Raw genomic sequence first — 17455 nt, 5'->3', positions numbered from 1 at the left:
CTTTCCCGTCAGCGCGCCCCCGCCAAGTCCGGTGCGGTCCGCGCCGGCTGCGGACCGGAGCGGCGGCGCCGGCGCAGCACCAGCGCGGCGACGGCCGCCCCCGCCAGCACCAGGGCCGCGCCCGCCGCCGGCCAGGGGACCGCGAGGAAGTCCGCGGCGGACTCGGAGGCCAGGTCGGGGTAAGCGGCCGCGGCCGCCGAGACCTTGACGGTCACCCAGTCCAACTGCGGGGCGTCCGGCCACGGTTCGGTCAGCTCGACCCGCTGCCCCGGCAGCAGCACCAGCTTCGGCTCCCGGCCCGGCCGGTCCAGCACCCGCCGTCCGAACAGCCCCTGCGCGGACAGCGACACCTTCGGCTCGACCACCACGTTGCCCCGGTTGACCAGCGCGTACGAGACGGTGGCGCGGGCGTCCTTCACCCAGGGCAGCAGCGGAGCGCCCCGGCTGACCCGGACGTCCTCCACGCTCAGCCCCGGGGTCAGCGGCCCCGGCACCCGGAAGTACAGCCGGGCGCCCACCGAGCGCTTCACCCCCACCTGCACCTTGCCGTCCTTCCGCACCCCTTCGACGGCGGTGTTCAGGGCCACGATCCCGCCGACGTGGTCGCCCGGGGTGGCGTCCTGCGGCACCTTCACGGTGAACGGGATGTCGGTGCGGCCCTTGGGCGGCACCGTCACGGTGGTCGCCGCCTGCGGCGCCAGCGCGATCCAGGCGCCGACGTCCTCGGGCCTCGTCTCGACGGGCAGCAGCGCGAAGGCGCCCCCCGACGGGGTGTTCAGGGCGTCGGTGGCGAAGACCTGGAAGGTCAGCTCCTTGTCGGAGGAGTTCAGGATCGTCGCGCTGTCGCTGACGGTCGTCCCGGCGGCGCCCTGGTGGAAGAAGTACCCGCGGTCGGTCATCGCGGCACCGGCCGGGGGCGTCGGGAAGACCCCCCAGGTGCCGTTGTCCGCGGCCGTGGCGGGGGCGGCGGACAGGGCGGGGAGCAGCAGCAGCCCGCACAGACCGGCGAGGAGGGCGTGCGGGAGGGAGCGGAGGCGCATGGGCGGGGTTCTCCAGTCGCGGCGCGGGAAAAGGCGGGTGGTGCGGCGCCGGAGCACCGCACCACCCTGGGCCGGTCAGGGCCCGGTCGGGGCCCGGTCGGGGCCCGGTCAGGCGATCGAGAAGGTCACGACCGACTGGTAGGTGTCGGCGAACATGAACGGCGGCAGCTGGAGCATCGCCGCGCCGCCCACGGCGAACTCGCCGCCGGTCAGCTCGTCACCGCCGGCCGCCTGGGAGGCGACCTTCATCGGGGTGCCGGTGATCGCGCCCGGCGCACCGGCGGTGCAGGTGCTCGGGCTGTCGGGGTTGGTGACGGTGCAGGACGGCTGGATGCCGATCTGCGCCTTCGCCATCGAGTGGCCGGTCGTCTGGTTCAGGAACGGCGTACGGGTCGCCGTCACGTCCCAGCCGAGGCTGCCGCCGCGGAAGTCCTGGACGGTCGCGGCGTTGAACGCGCCGAACACCGACTGGGCCTTGCCGTTGATGGTCACCGCGCCGAAGCTGACGGCCGGCTGGCCGTCCTTCGGGCCGAGGGCCAGCGGCCCGGGCAGCACCTCGACGTCCACCGGGTTCCGCACGCCCGCCTGCTCCTCGACGAACACGAAGGGCTTGGCCGCGGGCACCGAACCGTCGATCTTGATCGCGTCGGCCTTCTTGGTGACGGTGATGGCGCAGGTGGCGGCGCCCGACGCGTCCGCCGTGCCGGTACCGGTGTCACCGGTCGCCGCGCCCGCGAGGAGGGCGGAGCAGGTGACCGGGCCGGCCGGGAAGTTGGCGCCGGTGGCGGTGACGGCGGTGCCCGCCTTGCCGCTGTTGGGCGTCAGCCTGGTCGTGACCGGGTCCTTCGGGAGGGCCTCGACGGCGATCGAGCCGACGGAGGCGCTGGGGCGCGGTTCCGGCGTACAGGTCGTCGTGTAGACCGTGCCGCCGAGGTTGGCGTCCGTGATCACCTGGTCGACGGTGATCTGGATCGTGGTGCCCTCGGTGCCGTCCGGGATGGTGATGTTCCCGCTGAAGGCGGGCGGGTCGGCCTTCTTGCCGGCTTCCTGGTGGCTGGGGACGGCCGCGCTGGTGACGGTCTGCGCGACCCCGCCGACCAGCAGCTTCGCCTTGATCGTGTTGACCGTGTCGATGGTGAACATCGGGACCACCGGGGTCTCACCGGGGTCGATGGTGATCGGCACGCTCTGGCCGGCCTTGGCCGTGTCCGGCACCGTGACCGTGTAGTCCTGGTTGCCGTCGGCGCCCGGCTGGGGCGCGGGGGCGACGCACTTCATGAAGACCGGGGTGGTCTTGGTCGCGGCCTGCGCCGTCCCCGTCAGGGCCACCACACCGCCCGTCAGGGCCAGGGAAAGGGCGCCCGCCCCGGCCAGAACTCTTCGTCGGAACGTTGTACTCACTGGGTCGCGACTCCTTCGTCAGACGAACCCCTCCCCCCACCCGCTGTGGGGAGGAGGCCGAGCCGGTGCGGAGGCCGTCATTGACGCGTCGCGGTGATGAGAAGTCAATGGATTGTTTTCGCCCGAAGCACACAGACATTGATGTCCCATCAGGCCTGGTCCGATGGGACATCGGATACCGACTGGTCGGTGGCGGGTGCCGGTGGGGCGCAGGGGGTTCAGCGGTCCGTGGGGACGTGGAGCAGCAGGTTGACGGTTCCGGCCGGGAGGCCCGTGATGCGGTCCGACACGGCGCCGCGCACCAGGGTCTGGCGCACCTGCTCCGGGGTCCGCGCCCCGCCGTCCGCCAGGATCAGCGCGGCCACGCCCGCCACGTGCGGGGCGGCCATGGAGGTGCCGGTGGCGCGGGCGAGGGCGGTCGTGGAGCCCTTCCAGGCCGAGGTGACGGACACGCCCGGCGCGGAGATGTCCACGCAGGAGCCGTGGTTGGAGAAGGCGGGGCGGTGGTCGGCGGCGTCCGTCGCGCCGACCGTGAGGGCCTGGGGCACGCCCGAGGGGGAGCCGGCGCAGGCGTCCTTGCCGGCGTTCCCGGCGGCCACGGTGACGGTGATCCCGGAGGCGACGGCGCGGGCCACCGCCGCGTCCATGGCGCGGCTGCGGGTGCCGCCCATGCTCATGTTGGCGACGACCGGTGCCCCCTTCGCGGCGTTCTTGGCGACATCCTTCACCATCCAGTCCAGGCCGCGCAGGATCCCCGACAGCCGGCCGTCGCCCCGGCAGTCGGCCACCTTCACACCGACGAGGGACACCCCCTTGGCCACCCCGTACGTCGCCCCGCCGACGGTCGCCGCGACGTGCGTGCCGTGCCCGTTGCAGTCGGCGGCGCCCTCCATGAACACCGCGTTGTAACCGGCGCGGGCGCGGCCGCCGAACTCCTGGTGGAGGGTGTTGATCCCGGTGTCGACGACGTACACGGTGACGCCCTGAGCCCGGGTGGCGTACGCGTACGCCCCGTCGAGCGGCAACTCCCGCTGATCGATCCGGTCCAACCCCCAGACCACCGGCCGCTGCACACCGACACCGGGGTCGGCGACGGGGTCGGGCGCCGGGGGCGCCACCGGGGTCGGGGGTGCTACCGGGGCCGGGGTCGGCACCGGGGTCGGCGTCGCTACCGGGGTCGGGGTCGGCGTCGCTAGCGGGACCGGCGTCGCTAGCGGGACCGGCGTCGGGACCGTCACCGGGGCCGGGACCGGGGCCGGTACGGGTGTCGGGGCTGTCACCGGGGCCGGGGTAGGTGCCGGGACGGGCGTCGGGTTCGTCACGGGGACCGGGACCGGCGCGGCGACCGGTGCGGGGGTCGGAACCGGGCTCGGAACGGCGACCGGTGCGGGGGTCGGAACCGGGCTCGGAACGGCGACCGGTGCGGGGGTCGGGACCGGGCTCGGAACGGCGACCGGTGCGGGGGTCGGGACCGGAGCCGGGGCGACGACCGGCGCGGGCACGGGCGCGGGCGCTAGGGCTGGGACCGGCGCGGGGACGGGTGTGGGTTCCAGCGGGTCGGAGATCCGGTACAGCGCGTCCGGTTCCACGAAGGCCACCCGGGGGTCGGCGGCGAGTTCGGCGGCGCGGGCCGCGGTGGTGCGTACGGCGAAGCCGTTGAGGGCGGTGTCGTAGACCGGTCCGACCTGGTCACCCGCCTCCGCCGCCTCGGCGGCCAGCGCACGGGCCGGGGCGCGGGGGGTGGCGTCCTTGAGGACGACGACGTAGGGGGCGATGGGTGCGTCGGCGGCGCTGGCGGGGTGCGGCGGCAGGACGGTGGCCGCCGCGAGGAGGGCGGCGGCCGGAAGGAGCGCGGTCATGGCGGTCATGTCGCCGATGCTCGGCCGGTCCCGGCGACGGCGCGCGGAGGGTGCTCCGAGTGGCCGCACGACACGCCACCCCGGACGGCGCGCCGCCGCACCCCGCCCGGGCCTTCGCCGCCGACCCACGCCGACCACCACGGACCGCGGCGCCGCACCCACCCGAGCCCTCGCCGACTACCACGAGCCGTCGCCTCCGGCCCGCGCTGCGCGCCACGGGCCGGGGAAACCGCGCCCGCCCGAGCCTTCGCCGTCGGCCTGCGCCGGGGCGTCACGGGCCGCAGCGCCGCGCCCGATCGGGCATTCGCCGTCGGCCCGCGCTGCGCGCCACGGGGTACGGCTCCGCACTCCGCCGGGCCTCCGCCGTCGCCCCGAGCCGATCGCCCTGGGCCGCAGCGCCGCACCCACCCGAGCCGTCGCCGGTCGCCCCGGGCTGCTGAACTGCGCCTGCCCGAGCTGTAGCCGTCGGCCTGCGCCAGGGCGCCACGGGCCGCAACGCCGCGGCCGAGCCGTCGCCTTCGGCCCGCGCCGACCACCACCGGGCGCAGTGCCGGACCCGCCCGGGCTCTCGCAGGGCGCCCCGGGCTGTGGAACCGCACCCGGCCCGGCGGTCGCCGTCGGCCCGCGCCGGGGCGTCACGGGCCGCGACGGCGCGCCCGGCCGAGCCGTCGCCTTCGGCCCGCGCCGACCACCACCGGGCGCCGTGCCGCACCCACCCGAGCCCTCGCCGGGCGCCACGGGCTGCGGAACCGCACCCGGCCGAGCTGTCGCCGTCGGCCCGTGCCGGGGGCGTTACGGGGCGGCGGGCGCTCCGGGACCCAGGGTCCAGCCGCGCATCGAGAAGACGCCCTCGTCCTCGGCGTCCGCCGCCGCGTACGTGGCCAGGGCCGCCTCGTTGTCGGTGTCGACCCCCACCCACATGCCGTAGCAGCCGCGCGACTTCGCCTCGTCGACCAGGGCCAAGGTCAGGGCGCGGCCGATCCCGCGCCGCCGGTACCCCTCGTCCACGGAGAGCTCGTAGAGGCACATCTCGGTGCCCTTGTCGGGGTGGGTCATCTCGATGCCGGAGACCATGCCGGCGGGTACGCCGTCGACGTAGGCGATGAGCATCAGGTGCCCCGGCGAGTCGAGGAAGCGGCGGGACCACTCCTCCCGGGCGGGACCGTCGAAGAGCCCTTCGGCGGCCAGGAGTTCGGCGGGGGTGCTGGCGCGGCGGATGTCCATGGCGGTGAGACTAGGGGGTCGGACGGTGTGAACACGCGGACATGACGGGCCGCAAGGGCGGAGAGTTCGACGAGGCGTCGCGGGCCGCGCCGCAGGCGGTGCGGCGGGCGCCGGCACTGGCCTACGAGGCCCTTCCCACCAGGGGCTTGGCGGTTGGCGCGGCCCTCACAGCCCCGGCGAGCCGGAGATCCTGGCCCGTCACCGCACCGCGGAACCGGAGACGCCTTCCCTCCACGCCGAACCGCCGGGCCCCGCGCCGGCGCTGGCATGGCTGGCGGGACTGTGCCCGGACCTGGACCGTGCGGAGTGTGCCCGACCGCGCGGGTGGGGTGGGGGGCAGGGGCCCGGCTCAGGTGGAGGACCGTGCCCCCGTTCGGCGCGCGTGGGGTGACGGGCCGGGGCCCGGCTCAGTTCGCGCTGCGTGCACCCGTGCCGCCGGGCCCCGCGCCGGCGCTGGCGTGGCTGGCGGGACTGTGTCCGGGCCTGGACCGTGCGGAGTGTGCCCGACTGTGCGGGTGGGGTGGGGGGCAGGGGGCCCGGCTCAGGTGGAGGGCCGTACGCCCGACCGAGGGCGTGCAGTGACGGGCCGGGGCCCGACTCAGATGGCGCGGAGTGGCCCGACCACGCGCGGGGGGTGCGGGGCCGGGGCCCGGATCAGGGCGTGCGGAGGGCCAGGGCGGCGGCGTAGGCGGTGGGGGACGGTAGGTCGCGCAGGGTCCAGCCTGGCACCGGGGCCGGGGTGGACGCCGAGCCGACGTACGGTTCGGCCAGGCCCAGCGCGAGCCCGGTACCGGTGGCCTTGAGGTAGGCCTCCTTCCGGGACCACACCCGGGCCAGCGCCGCCGGACGCTCCGCCGGAGGGAGGCCGGAGAGCTCGGCCGTCTCCGCCGGATGCAGGGTGCCGAGGACGTCGTCCACCGCGCTGGCGCCCGGCAGCCCCTCGATGTCCACGCCGACCGGAACCCCCGCGAAGGCGAAGTACGCCATGTCGTCGCTGTGCGAGAGCGAGAAGTGCACCGCGCCCCCGGCCACGGCGGGGCGGCCGTGCGGTCCGCCGCAGCAAGGGCAGTCCTCGCGCACCAGCGAGACCTTCTCCGGCGCCAGCCCCAGGTACCCCCCGAGCAGCAACCGCAGCCCCAGGTGCGAGGCCAGGTAGCTGCGCCGGTCGCCCGCGCGCAACAGCCGCGAGACGCGGTCCTGTTCGGCCGCGTCCAGCAACGCGGCCGCCCCGGCGACCTCGTGGCCGCCGATCACCTCGCGCGTGGTGTCCAGCGACCACACGGCCACGGCGGCGCCGACCGGGAGCGCGCCAGTCCGAGGCGTGGCCCCGTCGAGTTGGTTCACGTACTCGATCACCTGATGAGAGTAGACGAGCCCCTGGCGGACCCGGTTACCCTCGGGCCGGATCGATCTTTCTCGACGTCAGGGGGAACTCGTCGTGCACAGTGCCGTGGTCACGCCGGAAGGCGACCGGATCCGATGGGTCGAATTCCCCGGGGAGGGACCGGCCCGCGTCTATCTCCACGGGCTCGGCTCCACCTCGCCCGCCTACTTCGCGGCCTCGGCCGTGCACCCCCTGCTGGCCGGGCGGCGCTCGCTGCTGGTGGACCTGCTGGGCCACGGGCACAGCGACCGTCCCGAAGGGTTCACGTACACCCTGGAGGCGCACGCCGACGCGCTGGCGCAGGCGCTCACCGAGGCCCGCGCCGAGGGAGCCGAGGTGATCGCCCACAGCATGGGCGGCGCGGTGGCCATCGTGCTGGCCGCCCGCCACCCCGAGCTGGTCTCCCGGCTCGTGCTGGTCGACGCCAACCTGGACCCGGTCCCGCACGTCCGCCGCGCGCCCGGAAGCAGCGGGATCGCCTCCTACACGGAGGAGGAGTTCCTGGCCGGAGGCTGGTCCGAGGTCCGCGACCGGGTCGGCGCGCACTGGTGGTCGACCATGCGGCTGGCCGGCCGCACCGCCCTGCACCGCACCGCCGTCCACCTCGCCGCCGGGAGCACGCCCACGATGAGGGAGCTCCTGCTCGACCTGAAGATCCCGCGCAGCTTCCTCCACCCTGAGGCCGACGGCTCGGTCCCCGGCGCCGAGGCGCTGGAGGCCGCCGGGGTCGCGGTCGTCGCCATTGCGGACTGCGGGCACAACATCATGCTCGACAACCCGGAGGCCTTCGCCCGCGCCACCGCCACAGCCCTCACCCGGACCACCTCCTAGACCCGGCCCGGGCCCGCGAGGACCTGGCGGCCGGCCCCGCGGCCGACCCGGCGGGGCGTCAGGGCCGGCCGGCCGGGACGGCGGAGGCCGGCGCGAGGGTGGGCTTGCCGTCCTGTATTCGCGCCCCCGGCGAGGGCGTGCCGTCGGTCCACGCGTAGACCTTCTTGCCGCGCACCGCGACCTGGTATTGGTGCGGCCCCCGGCACTCGGGCCGTTCCTCGGCCCGGGTGTCGCCCGGCCACCAACGGGCCTTCAGATGGGGCCCGCCCGCCTTCGCCGGCGCGCTGACGGCGCACTGCGGACCGTCGAGCGGGGTCTTGCCCAGGGTGAACCGGATCAGCCGGGCATCGCCGGTGGTGCGCACCCGTACCCGAACGTCGGTGGCGTCCTTCGGTATCCAGCTCGGCAGCACGAACGCCAGGTCACCGCGTGTGGGCGCATCGGCGGCGGTGGCGAAGTGCCTGCCCTTCTCCTTGAAGAACCGGTCGTTGAGGGTGTCCGTGACCGGGTTGGGCGGAAGGTTCGGCAGGGCGAGCGCCGCGGTGGCAAGGACTCCCACGGTGGCGGCGGCGATGACGAGCGGACGGCGGTTCATACCTACAAGTGTTCGGGGCGAAGGCCGTTCGCGCGTCCCTCCGCAGTACGAATCTCGGCTCTGTCTGAAGTCGCATACGGCGTCATACCTGAGTGCTGCTCCGGCGGGCCGGCATAGGCCCGAAGTCCTTGTCGGGGCGCGCACCGGGACCGGATCCGCCGCCGCACCCGCCGCACCCGCCGCACCCGCCGCGCCCGCCGCCGCGCCCGGCCTGCGTCACGGCCGTCGCCGGACGCCGTTATAGAAGCCGTGGGGCTCGGAGATATGGCCCGCCCGGAGAGTGAACCCCGAAGCCGCACCGGCGAGTTCGCCGGACGGCCCGCCACCGCTCCGCCACCGCTCCGCCACCGCTCACCGGCCCGCTCACCGGTTCCCCACCCCCGCCCCGGAGGAATGCCATGCGTCTTCGTCTCGCTCCCCTGCTCGCCTCCGGAGCGGCCGCGGCCCTGCTCGCCCTCGCGACCCCCGCGTCGGCGGCCCCGGCGGACAAGCCGCAGGTGCTCGGCAGCTGGACGCAGACCAGCGCGGCCAGCTACAACGCCTGGCTCGCGGCGCGCGGGAACCAGTCCAACTGGTCCGCGTACGGCTTCGACTGGTCCACCGACTACTGCTCGTCCTCCCCGGACAACCCCTTCGGCTTCCCGTTCCAGACGGCCTGCGCCCGCCACGACTTCGGCTACCGCAACTACAAGGCGGCGGGTTCCTTCTCCGCCAACAAGTCCCGGCTGGACGACGCCCTGTACGCGGACCTCAAGCGGGTGTGCTCGCAGTACTCGGGCGTCAAGAAGGGCTCGTGCGACAGCACGGCCTGGACCTACTACCAGGCCGTCAAGGCCTTCGGCGTCTCCCCGCAGGACGTCCCCGCGCAGGACGGCTCCCCGCAGAACGCGGCCCCGCAGGACGCCTCCCCGCAGGACGCCCCGGCGGCCTGATCCCCCCGATCCCCGTCCCGCCCGCACCCCCGTCGGGCGGGACGGACTCCCTTCCCCGCGCGGAGCCCGGCCGGTGAACGGGCTGCCTCAGCCGCGCCACCAGCCGTCCAGCGGGGTGACCGGAACGGTCCGCTTGTGCCGGGTCGCGAGGTACACCGACTCCACCTTCGCCGCCACCTCGGGCGCGACCTCGCCGCCCTCCAGGTAGTCGTCGATCTCGGCGTACGTCAGCCCCAGCGCCACCTCGTCGGGCAGCGCGGGCCGGTCGTCCTCGAGGTCGGCGGTCGGCACCTTCTCCCACACGCTCGGCGGCGCGCCCAATTCCTGGAGCAGGGCGGCACCTTGGCGCTTGCTCAGGCCGGTCAGCGGGGTGATGTCGACACCGCCGTCGCCGTACTTGGTGAAGAATCCCGTGAGCGCCTCGGCCGCGTGGTCCGTGCCCACGACGAGCAGGCCCAGCTGACCGGCGATCGCGTACTGGATCACCATGCGCTCGCGGGCCTTGACGTTGCCGCGCACGAAGTCCCGCAGCCCGGCCCCGTCGCCCAGCAGCTCCCGCAGGCCGAGCGCCGTCTCGGCGCCGACCGCGTCCGCGCTCGGCTTGACGTTCACCGCGACCGAGCGGTCCGGCCCGATGAACTCCAGCGCGATCTGCGCGTCGTGCTCGTCGGCCTGTACGCCGTAGGGCAGGCGCACCGCGACGAAGGTGGCCTCGTGGCCCTCGGCCCGCAGTTCCTCGGCGGCGATCTGGCAGAGCCGGCCGGCCAGCGAGCTGTCCTGGCCGCCGCTGATCCCGAGCACGTAGCCCTTGGCCGGAGTGGTCCTCAGGTAGTCCTTGAGGAAGTCGATCCGTCGCCGGATCTCCACCTTGGGCACGATGGTCGGCTGGGCGCCGAGTTCGCCGAGGATCTGCTCGCGTAGGTTCGCCATCCGCGTACTGTACCGGCGGCGGTGTGCGGGAAACCGTGGGGCCCCGGGCCTCCGGCCCTCCCGTGGGAGGGGCCGGACGAGCCTGGCGCAAGCGCCCCCGGCAGGACTCGAACCTGCGGCCAAGCGCTTAGAAGGCGCCTGCTCTATCCACTGAGCTACGGGGGCCGGAAGGTGACCGTGGTGGCCTGGAGCCCCTTGGTGGGGGTGGGACTGCGGTCCGTGCCGGGTCAAGGATAGGGCTCCGGTCGCCTTGTCCCGGTTGCTTCACTCGCGTGCCACGATGTGGAGGTTCGGTGAAGCGGTCCCGATAATCGCAGGCAGGTGCGATTCTCGCATCGCTTTTGCGCCGCGTCGGCCTGGGTGTTGTGCACTCGTTATGCCTGCGTCCCACTCGTCCGCCGTGTCCAGGATGTCCCGCTGGAGTCGCGGTCGGCGCGCAGAGGGCGTATAAGCTTCAAAAATGGTCCCAAATTGGGCATTCTTCGCATGTGGTGACCTTGGATGTTCGGCCTCAGCTGCTCGATGCCCTGTCCGCCCTGCGCGACCGGGTCGCGTCCGTGCGTCTGCCGCTGCCCCTGCCCGGCGCCCCGCGCGCCCGCCAGACCAGAGCCGAGCTGCTCGCGCAGCTCGACGACTACCTCGTACCCCGGCTGAAGGCGCCCGAGGCGCCCTTGCTCGCCGTCGTCGGCGGGTCCACCGGGGCCGGTAAGTCCACCCTCGTCAACTCCCTCGTCGGACGCCAAGTGAGTGAAGCCGGGGTGCTGCGGCCGACGACACGCACCCCCGTACTCGTCTGCCATCCGGATGATCATCACTGGTTCGCCGGGATGCGCATCCTCCCCGACCTCATGCGCGTCTGGGCCCCCCAGGGGGACGACGAACTGCTCCCCGCGCCCAAGAGGGGCGCCCCGCGCGGACCGAACCAGCGGACCGCGACCCGCGAACTGCGGATCGAGACCGTCGCCACCCTGCCGCGCGGCCTCGCCGTCCTCGACGCCCCCGACATCGACTCCCTCGTGGTCGAGAACCGGACACTCGCCGCGCAGCTGATCTGCGCCGCCGACGTCTGGGTCATGGTCACCACCGCCTCGCGCTACGCCGACGCCGTCCCCTGGCACCTGCTGCGCACCGCCAAGCAGTACAAGGCCACCTTGATCACCGTCCTCGACCGGGTCCCGCACCAGGTGCTCGCCGAGGTCTCGCGCCAGTACGGAGCCCTGCTCACGCGGGCCGGGCTGGGCGACGTACCGCGGTTCACCGTGCCGGAGCTGCCCGAGTCGGCCGGCGGTGGCGGGCTGCTCCCGGCCAGCGCCGTCGCGCCGCTGCTCGCCTGGCTCACCCACCACGTCCAGGACCCGGCCGCCCGGCAGTACGCCGTCGGGCGGACCGCGCTGGGCGCGCTCGACTCCCTCGGGCGCCGCATGCCCGAGCTCGCCTCCGCCGTCGCCGCGCAGCACGCCGCCGCCGTACGGCTGACCTCGGCCGTCGAGGACGCGTACAAGCAGGAGGGCAAGCGGGTACGGGGCCGCCTCGACCGGGGCGCCGTACTCGCCGGGGACGCGCTCACGCGGTGGCGCGGCTACCCCCTCGACACCAGCGCCGACGAACTCCTCGACTCCCTCGCGGAATCCCTCGCCGCGCTGCTCCAGTGCGCCGTGGCCGCCGCCGACGAGCGGATCGCCGCGGCCTGGCGGCGCGAGCCGGCCGCCGGAGCCGTCACCCTGCCCGCGCCCGACAGGGAGGCGGCGGAACGTATCAGCGTGGCCGTCCGGCGCTGGCGGCGCGTGCTGGAGGAACTCGCCGAGGAGGAGGTCGCCCGGCTCGACAAGCAGCCCGCGCCCGACCCCGACGGCATCGCCGCCCTCCTCGTCGCCGCCCTCCTGGGCGGCAAGCGGGCCCGCCCGGCGGGCGAGAAGCTCGCCGAACGGATCGGCGTACAGGCCGCCGTACGACTGCGCGACCGGGGCGGGGAGCTGGTCGCCGAGCACCTCGACCAGGTGCTGCGCGCCGAACGGGACCGCAGGCTCGCCCCGCTGGAAGCGCTCGAAGTGACCCCGGAACCGCAGGCCGAGCTGATCGCCGCGCTGTCCCTACTGCAGAAGGAGAGGTGACGCGGTGACCGCCCTGACCGACCGCGACCGCACCGACGACCGCTGGGACGACGGCTTCATCGCGCGCTCGCGCCACCGGGCCGCCCGCAGGGGGGCCCGCGGATCCGGCGGCGGATCCGCGGCCGGATCCGGGGTCCGTGACGCGCTCGACGACCTCGACCCCCTCGACGACGAGCTCGACGAGGACCTGGACGACGAACAGCGCGAGGGCGACGAGGCGCTCGTGCGGGCCGTCTCCGGCGCCGGCAGCGACGGCGGCAAGGCCCCCTCGCCGCCGCTCAGCCCCGAAGCGCAGGCCCTGCGGACGCGCCTCGACGCCCTGCGCCAGCTCGTCGGACTGTCCCGCACCCGCCTGGACGGCAAGACCCTCGCCGAGGCCGGCCGGGTGCTGGACGAGGCGGCGGCGCGCCGCGGCCTGTCCCCGCAGCACACGGTCGTCGCCATCGCCGGAGCCACCGGAAGCGGCAAGTCCACGCTGTTCAATTCACTCGCCGGGGTGCAGATCTCCGAGACCGGGCTGCGCCGCCCGACCACCGCCGCGCCGATCGCGTGCAGTTGGTCGGACGGGGCCGCCGGGCTGCTCGACCGGCTGGAGATCCCGGGACGGCTGCGCCGCCGGCCCCGCGAGACCTCCGAGGCGGAGGCGCTGCGCGGGATGGTCCTCGTCGACCTGCCCGACCTGGACTCGGCGCTCGGTGTGCACCGCGACCACGTGGACCGGGTCCTGGCGCTGGTCGACGCCGTCGTGTGGGTGGTGGACCCGGAGAAGTACGCGGACGCCGTCCTGCACGAGCGCTACCTGCGGCCGCTCGCGGGGCACGCCGAGGTGACGTTCGTGGTGCTGAACCAGGTGGACCGGCTGCCCGGCGAGGCCGCCGACCTCGTCCTGGACGACCTGCGCCGGCTCCTCGACGACGACGGCATCGCGCTCGGCGAGCACGGGGAGCCGGGGGCCACCGTGCTCGGACTTTCCGCCCTGACGGGTGAAGGCGTCGGGGAACTGCGCGAGCTCCTCGGACAGTTCACCCAGGAGAAGGGCGCCGCGACCCGGCGGATCTCCGCCGATGTCGACCGGGCCGCCGGGCGCCTGCGGCCCCTGTACGTCGCCGACGGGCACGCCGGGCCCGAGATCGGCGAGGGGGCCCGCGCCGAGTTCGAGGACCGGCTCGCGGAGGCCGTCGGGGCGTACGCGGCGGGCCTCGCCGCCGAACGGGCCTGGCGGCGCAACGCCGGCAAGGCCTGCGGCACGCCCTGGCTGCGGCTGTGGCGCTGGTACGAGAGCCGACGCGCCCCGCGCACCCTCGCGGGCCTGGCCGCCCTCGCCGCGATCGGCCGCACCCCCGCGGCGTCCGCCGAAATGCCGGTCGAGGAGGAGGTGACCGCCCGGCAGCGGGTCGAACAGGCCGTACGGGCCGTCGCCGACGAGGCCGTCATCGGGCTGCCCGACCCCTGGGCGCAGGCCGTACGGGAGACCGCCGTGCGCGGCGCCGAACGGCTGCCGGAGGCGCTGGACGAGCTGGCGGTGACGCTCGGCGCGGCCGTCGCGGTACCCACCGCCAAGCCGCCGCGGCCCACCTGGTGGCCGGCCGCGGTGCTGGCGCAGGCGGCCATGACGCTGGTGCAGATCTTCGGCGGGCTGTGGCTGGTCGGGCAGATCGTCGGGGTCCTGGAGCCGAAGCTGCTGCCGCCGGTGCTGTTCATGGTGGCGGGCATCATCGGCGGGCCGCTCGTCGAGTGGGCCTGCTCGATCGCCGCCCGGGGCCCGGCGCGGCGCTACGGGCAGGACGCCGAGCGCAAACTGCGGCAGGCGGCGGCCGGGTGCGGGCGGGCCCGGGTGCTGGAGCCGGTGGCGGCGGAGCTGCTGCGCTACCGCGAGGTGCGGGAGCAGTACGCGACGGTCGCCGCAGGGGGGACGAAGTTGTCCACAACCCGCCAGTAATCCACAGGCCGGAGCGGGCGGCGGCGCCCCGCGCCAGCATGTTCGTACCCCGTGCGGACGGTCCGGGCGGGTACGGGACGTGGGGAGGCGGCCGGGATGAACGACACCCTGGTGACGCTGGTCGGATACGTGGCGACGCAGATCGACTTCAAGGAGACGGCGACCGGGCCGTCGGCGCGGTTCCGCTTCGCGGTGACCCCGAGGTACTTCGACCGCCGCACCGAGGCCTGGACGGACGCCGCCACCAGCTTCTACACGGTCTGGGCGCGACGGGTGCTGGCGGTGAACCTGGCCAGTTCCGTCGCGGTGGGGGAGCCGCTCGTGGTCCACGGGCGACTGCGGGTCCGGGAGGATCCGCCCGACGGCGACGGCGTCCGGTGGTTCTCGGCGGACATCGACGCGGTGGCCATCGGACACGACCTCAACCGCGGAACGGCGGCCTTCCGGCGGGTGGTCAAGACGGACACCCCACTGATGGGCCCTCAGAAGGCGGCGGTGGTCTGAGTGTTCGAGGCAGCTAGGATTCCCCGGTACTCACGGGCACCTGGGTCTTTGGCCCGAAGGGGAAGACTGTGTCGATTGCTGTTCCCGCGTCCTCTGCGTCCTCTACCTCCTGCGAATCCGCCACGCCCCGCGCCGAATCCGCCGCGTCCGCGGGCGAGTCCGAAGCCGGGCCCGCCGCCGGGACCGCGTGCGGACCGGCCCGCGCGTCCGCCGCGCCACCGGCCGTCGGCGCGGCCCGGCCGGCGGTTCCGCTTCCTGCCGGGTCCGCTGCTCCCGGCGCTGTCCCGGGGGGTGTCGCGGAGCCTGCGCCGGATCCTGCGCCGGATCCTGGCGCCGCTGCCCGACCAGCCGGCGGGGGCGCGGTACGGGGCTCCGTGCGGCGGCCCCTGGCCGTGGCCCTGCTCACCGCGGCCGCCCTGGCCGGCGGCCCGGGGGTGCGCGCCTCGGCGGACTCCGACCCGGCCGCGGGCCGGTCGGCCGGGGGCGCGAGCGCCGTGCTGGACGGGCTGAAGACGTACGGGAAGGCGGTCCTGCGCGGCGGCGACGGCTCGCTCCGGCAGATCCCGGCCGGGCTCTACGAGATGCGGGTCGACGGCGGCGGCATGCTCCAGACGTACGGAGTCGGGATCGCGGGCTACGCGCAGCCGCAGGCCCGGTACACGGAGAGCGGCTGGAACGGCAGTCTCCTCGCCGGGAACGCCGAGGCCGGGCGGATCCGCTGGGTGCTGGAGCACTCCTACCCGCAGCACAACGACCTGGCCGGGCTCGCGAAGGAGGCCGGGGCCGGGGCGCTGACCGCGGAGAGCGCGGCCGCCGGGACCCAGGTGGCCATCTGGCGGCTGGCCGACGGGGCGCAGGTGGAGGCGGCCGACCCGGAGGCGGAGCGGCTGGCCGACTACCTCCAGCGGGAGGCGGGCCGGCTGCCGGAGCCGCCGGCCTCGCTGGACCTGGACCCCGGCCGGGTGTCCGGGACGGTGACGGGTCCGGCCGGGACCCGGCTCGGTCCGGTGACGGTGCGGACGGGGGCGCAGAGCGTGACGGTGACCCCGGACGCGGCGGCCGTGGCCATGGGAGTGCGGGTGGTGGACGCCGAGGGACGGCCGGTCACCTCCGCGGCGAACGGGAGCCCGCTGTACTTCGAGGTACCGGCGGGCACCCCGGACGGGACGGCCTCGGTCGTCGTGCAGGGCTCCACGAAGGTGCCGGTCGGGCGGGTCTTCACCAGCGGGATCCCGGCCGAGGCGCAGATCGTGGCCGGCTCCAGCGACGCCGCGGCGGCCGCCACCGCCACGGCGGTCTGGCCGCAGCCGGCGGCGCAGGCCCCGGCGGGGACGGTGGGCACGCTGGCCGGAGCCGCCGAGCTGGCGGCCGCCGGTGCGGCGGCGTCGGTCACGCCGGAGGAGTCCCCTGACGGGGAGCGGCTGGCCATCAGCGGCAGCTCGGCGGCCACGCCGGTGATCGCTTCGCTGGCGGTGGGGCTGGTGGTACTGGGCGGCATGGTGGTCCTGCTGCTGCGCAAGCGGCCGCTGGAGGACGAGGAGGACATGGTGGGGCCCGGGGGAACGGAGGGCTGATTCCGGATCTGTGTCCCGGGGTAGGCGCCGGGGATGGCTGATCAGGAACTGACCTGGCGGGGCGCGGTCGCGCGGTGGGACCGGTGGCTGTTCGACGAGGTGGCCCGGCGGCACTGGCCCGGGGCCGACCGGGTGCTGCCGCGGCTCGGGCGGGCCGCGAACCACGGCGTGCTGTGGGGCGGGACCGCGCTGGCGATCGCCGCCCTGGGTTCGGCCCGGGGCCGCAAGGCGGCGCTGAGCGGAGCCGCCTCGCTCGCGCTGGCCTCCGCGACCGTCAACACGGTCGGGAAGTGGTCCGTGCGCAGGCCCCGGCCGCTGCTGGACGGGGTGCCGCTGGTGCGGCAGCCCGCCGTGCCGCCGTGGACGACCTCGTTCCCGTCGGGGCACGCGGCCTCGGCCTTCGCCTTCACCGCCGGGCTGGCGCTGGAGTCCCCCGGGTGGGGGGCCGTCGTGGCGCCCGTGGCGGCGTCGGTGGCGTTCTCCCGCGTCTACACCGGGGTGCACTACCCGTCCGACGTGCTGGTGGGCGGGGCGCTCGGGGTGACGGCGGGGCTCGTCGTACGCCGTCTCGCGCGGGGTGCGCAGGAGGCGCGGGTCGCGCCGGGCGACGAACGGCCGGCGGCCGGGGTCCCCGCGCTGCCGGACGGGGCCGGGCTGACGGTGGTGGTGAACACCGGGTCGGGGACGGCAGGCGCGGCGGGGCTCGACGTACTGCGGGAGCGGCTGCCGCGGGCGGAGGTCGTGGAGTGCGCCGGGAGCGAGCTGGAGGCCGAGCTGGCCGCTGCCGCCGCCCGCGCCACGGTGCTCGGGGTGTGCGGGGGCGACGGCACGGTCAACGCGGCCGCCACCGCCGCGCTGCGGGCCGGTCTGCCGCTGGCGGTGTTCCCCGGGGGCACGCTGAACCACTTCGCGCTGGACCTCGGCCTCGCCGGCCCGGAGGACACCTGCCGCGCCGTGGCGGCGGGCCAAGCGGTCCGCGTCTCAGTGGGCCGCTTCACCCCACCCCCCACCCGCCCCGCACCCCCGACCTCGCCCGCTCCCCCCACTCCGGCCCGGGCCTCGGCCCCCGACCCCGCCGGGTCCCTGGCCTGGGCCCCCGCCGCGGCCCCCGGCCCCGCCGCGGCCACCGGC

General features: G+C 75.5%; 14 protein-coding genes and 1 tRNA gene. 7 read left to right on the top strand and 8 right to left on the bottom strand.

The window, feature by feature from the left end:
* Positions 1-8: 8 nt before the first annotated feature.
* The 5 genes from ACFV0Q_RS02750 to ACFV0Q_RS02730 form a co-directional block, all read right to left on the bottom strand.
* Positions 9-1040, bottom strand: a complete 1032-nt coding sequence (locus tag ACFV0Q_RS02750) for a WxL protein peptidoglycan domain-containing protein (RefSeq protein WP_384999389.1) — start codon at positions 1038-1040, stop codon at positions 9-11.
* 108 nt (positions 1041-1148) lie between these two features.
* Positions 1149-2441: a hypothetical protein gene (locus ACFV0Q_RS02745; protein ID WP_384999386.1), complete on the bottom strand. Its 1293-nt coding sequence runs from the start codon at positions 2439-2441 to the stop codon at positions 1149-1151.
* A gap of 218 nt (positions 2442-2659) precedes the next feature.
* The gene (locus ACFV0Q_RS02740; protein WP_384999383.1) at positions 2660-4309 is read right to left on the bottom strand and encodes a S8 family peptidase; all 1650 of its coding nucleotides are present in this window, start codon (positions 4307-4309) and stop codon (positions 2660-2662) included.
* A gap of 783 nt (positions 4310-5092) precedes the next feature.
* Positions 5093-5524 (bottom strand): GNAT family N-acetyltransferase, encoded by a 432-nt coding sequence (locus ACFV0Q_RS02735; RefSeq protein WP_384999380.1) that lies wholly within the window; start codon positions 5522-5524, stop codon positions 5093-5095.
* A 654-nt stretch (positions 5525-6178) separates the two neighbouring features.
* Entirely contained in the window at positions 6179-6880 is a 702-nt protein-coding gene (locus tag ACFV0Q_RS02730) for a 4'-phosphopantetheinyl transferase family protein (RefSeq protein WP_384999377.1), read from the bottom strand.
* An 82-nt stretch (positions 6881-6962) separates the two neighbouring features.
* Here ACFV0Q_RS02730 and ACFV0Q_RS02725 point away from each other — a divergent pair, with 82 nt between their 5' ends.
* Entirely contained in the window at positions 6963-7739 is a 777-nt protein-coding gene (locus ACFV0Q_RS02725) for an alpha/beta fold hydrolase (RefSeq protein WP_384999374.1), read from the top strand.
* Positions 7740-7797: 58 nt separating this feature from the next.
* On the opposite strand, the gene ACFV0Q_RS02720 is transcribed toward ACFV0Q_RS02725, so the two are convergent.
* The gene (locus ACFV0Q_RS02720; RefSeq protein ID WP_384999371.1) at positions 7798-8334 is read right to left on the bottom strand and encodes a hypothetical protein; all 537 of its coding nucleotides are present in this window, start codon (positions 8332-8334) and stop codon (positions 7798-7800) included.
* 398 nt (positions 8335-8732) lie between these two features.
* Between ACFV0Q_RS02720 and ACFV0Q_RS02715 the strand changes: the two genes are divergently transcribed.
* Positions 8733-9266: a phospholipase gene (locus ACFV0Q_RS02715; RefSeq protein WP_384999367.1), complete on the top strand. Its 534-nt coding sequence runs from the start codon at positions 8733-8735 to the stop codon at positions 9264-9266.
* Positions 9267-9353: 87 nt separating this feature from the next.
* Here the strand turns inward: ACFV0Q_RS02715 and nadE are convergent, their stop codons facing one another.
* Together nadE and ACFV0Q_RS02705 are read right to left on the bottom strand one after the other, a co-directional pair.
* On the bottom strand, positions 9354-10196 hold the full coding sequence (nadE, locus tag ACFV0Q_RS02710; RefSeq protein ID WP_384999364.1) for an ammonia-dependent NAD(+) synthetase: 843 nt from the start codon (positions 10194-10196) through the stop codon (positions 9354-9356).
* Positions 10197-10288: 92 nt separating this feature from the next.
* Positions 10289-10361: transfer RNA gene (locus ACFV0Q_RS02705), tRNA-Arg, on the bottom strand.
* A gap of 323 nt (positions 10362-10684) precedes the next feature.
* Between ACFV0Q_RS02705 and ACFV0Q_RS02700 the strand changes: the two genes are divergently transcribed.
* From ACFV0Q_RS02700 to ACFV0Q_RS02680, 5 genes are all read left to right on the top strand, one after another.
* On the top strand, positions 10685-12307 hold the full coding sequence (locus ACFV0Q_RS02700; RefSeq protein WP_384999361.1) for a dynamin family protein: 1623 nt from the start codon (positions 10685-10687) through the stop codon (positions 12305-12307).
* 4 nt (positions 12308-12311) lie between these two features.
* Entirely contained in the window at positions 12312-14246 is a 1935-nt protein-coding gene (locus tag ACFV0Q_RS02695) for a GTPase (RefSeq protein WP_384999358.1), read from the top strand.
* 96 nt (positions 14247-14342) lie between these two features.
* Positions 14343-14750 (top strand): single-stranded DNA-binding protein, encoded by a 408-nt coding sequence (locus ACFV0Q_RS02690; protein ID WP_384999355.1) that lies wholly within the window; start codon positions 14343-14345, stop codon positions 14748-14750.
* 374 nt (positions 14751-15124) lie between these two features.
* Complete coding sequence (locus tag ACFV0Q_RS02685; protein WP_384999352.1) at positions 15125-16324, top strand: TQXA domain-containing protein; 1200 nt, start codon at positions 15125-15127, stop codon at positions 16322-16324.
* 33 nt (positions 16325-16357) lie between these two features.
* The coding region (locus ACFV0Q_RS02680) for a bifunctional phosphatase PAP2/diacylglycerol kinase family protein (RefSeq protein ID WP_384999349.1) at positions 16358-17455 on the top strand (1098 nt) is incomplete at its 3' end.

The organism is Streptomyces sp. NPDC059564, assembly GCF_042735575.1.
Taxonomy (GTDB): Bacteria; Actinomycetota; Actinomycetes; order Streptomycetales; family Streptomycetaceae; genus Streptomyces.
The sequence above is the reverse complement of the archived record's forward strand: the minus strand, read 5'-3'. Positions and strand labels throughout refer to the sequence as shown.

Excerpts from the sequence above, each read along its gene's own strand:
- ACFV0Q_RS02715 (WP_384999367.1), top strand. The coding sequence starts at position 8,733 with ATGCGTCTTCGTCTCGCTCCCCTGCTCGCCTCCGGAGCGGCCGCGGCC.
- nadE (WP_384999364.1), bottom strand. The coding sequence starts at position 10,196 with ATGGCGAACCTACGCGAGCAGATCCTCGGCGAACTCGGCGCCCAGCCG.
- ACFV0Q_RS02690 (WP_384999355.1), top strand. The coding sequence starts at position 14,343 with ATGAACGACACCCTGGTGACGCTGGTCGGATACGTGGCGACGCAGATC.
- ACFV0Q_RS02720 (WP_384999371.1), bottom strand. The coding sequence starts at position 8,334 with ATGAACCGCCGTCCGCTCGTCATCGCCGCCGCCACCGTGGGAGTCCTT.
- ACFV0Q_RS02735 (WP_384999380.1), bottom strand. The coding sequence starts at position 5,524 with ATGGACATCCGCCGCGCCAGCACCCCCGCCGAACTCCTGGCCGCCGAA.
- ACFV0Q_RS02750 (WP_384999389.1), bottom strand. The coding sequence starts at position 1,040 with ATGCGCCTCCGCTCCCTCCCGCACGCCCTCCTCGCCGGTCTGTGCGGG.
- ACFV0Q_RS02740 (WP_384999383.1), bottom strand. The coding sequence starts at position 4,309 with ATGACCGCCATGACCGCGCTCCTTCCGGCCGCCGCCCTCCTCGCGGCG.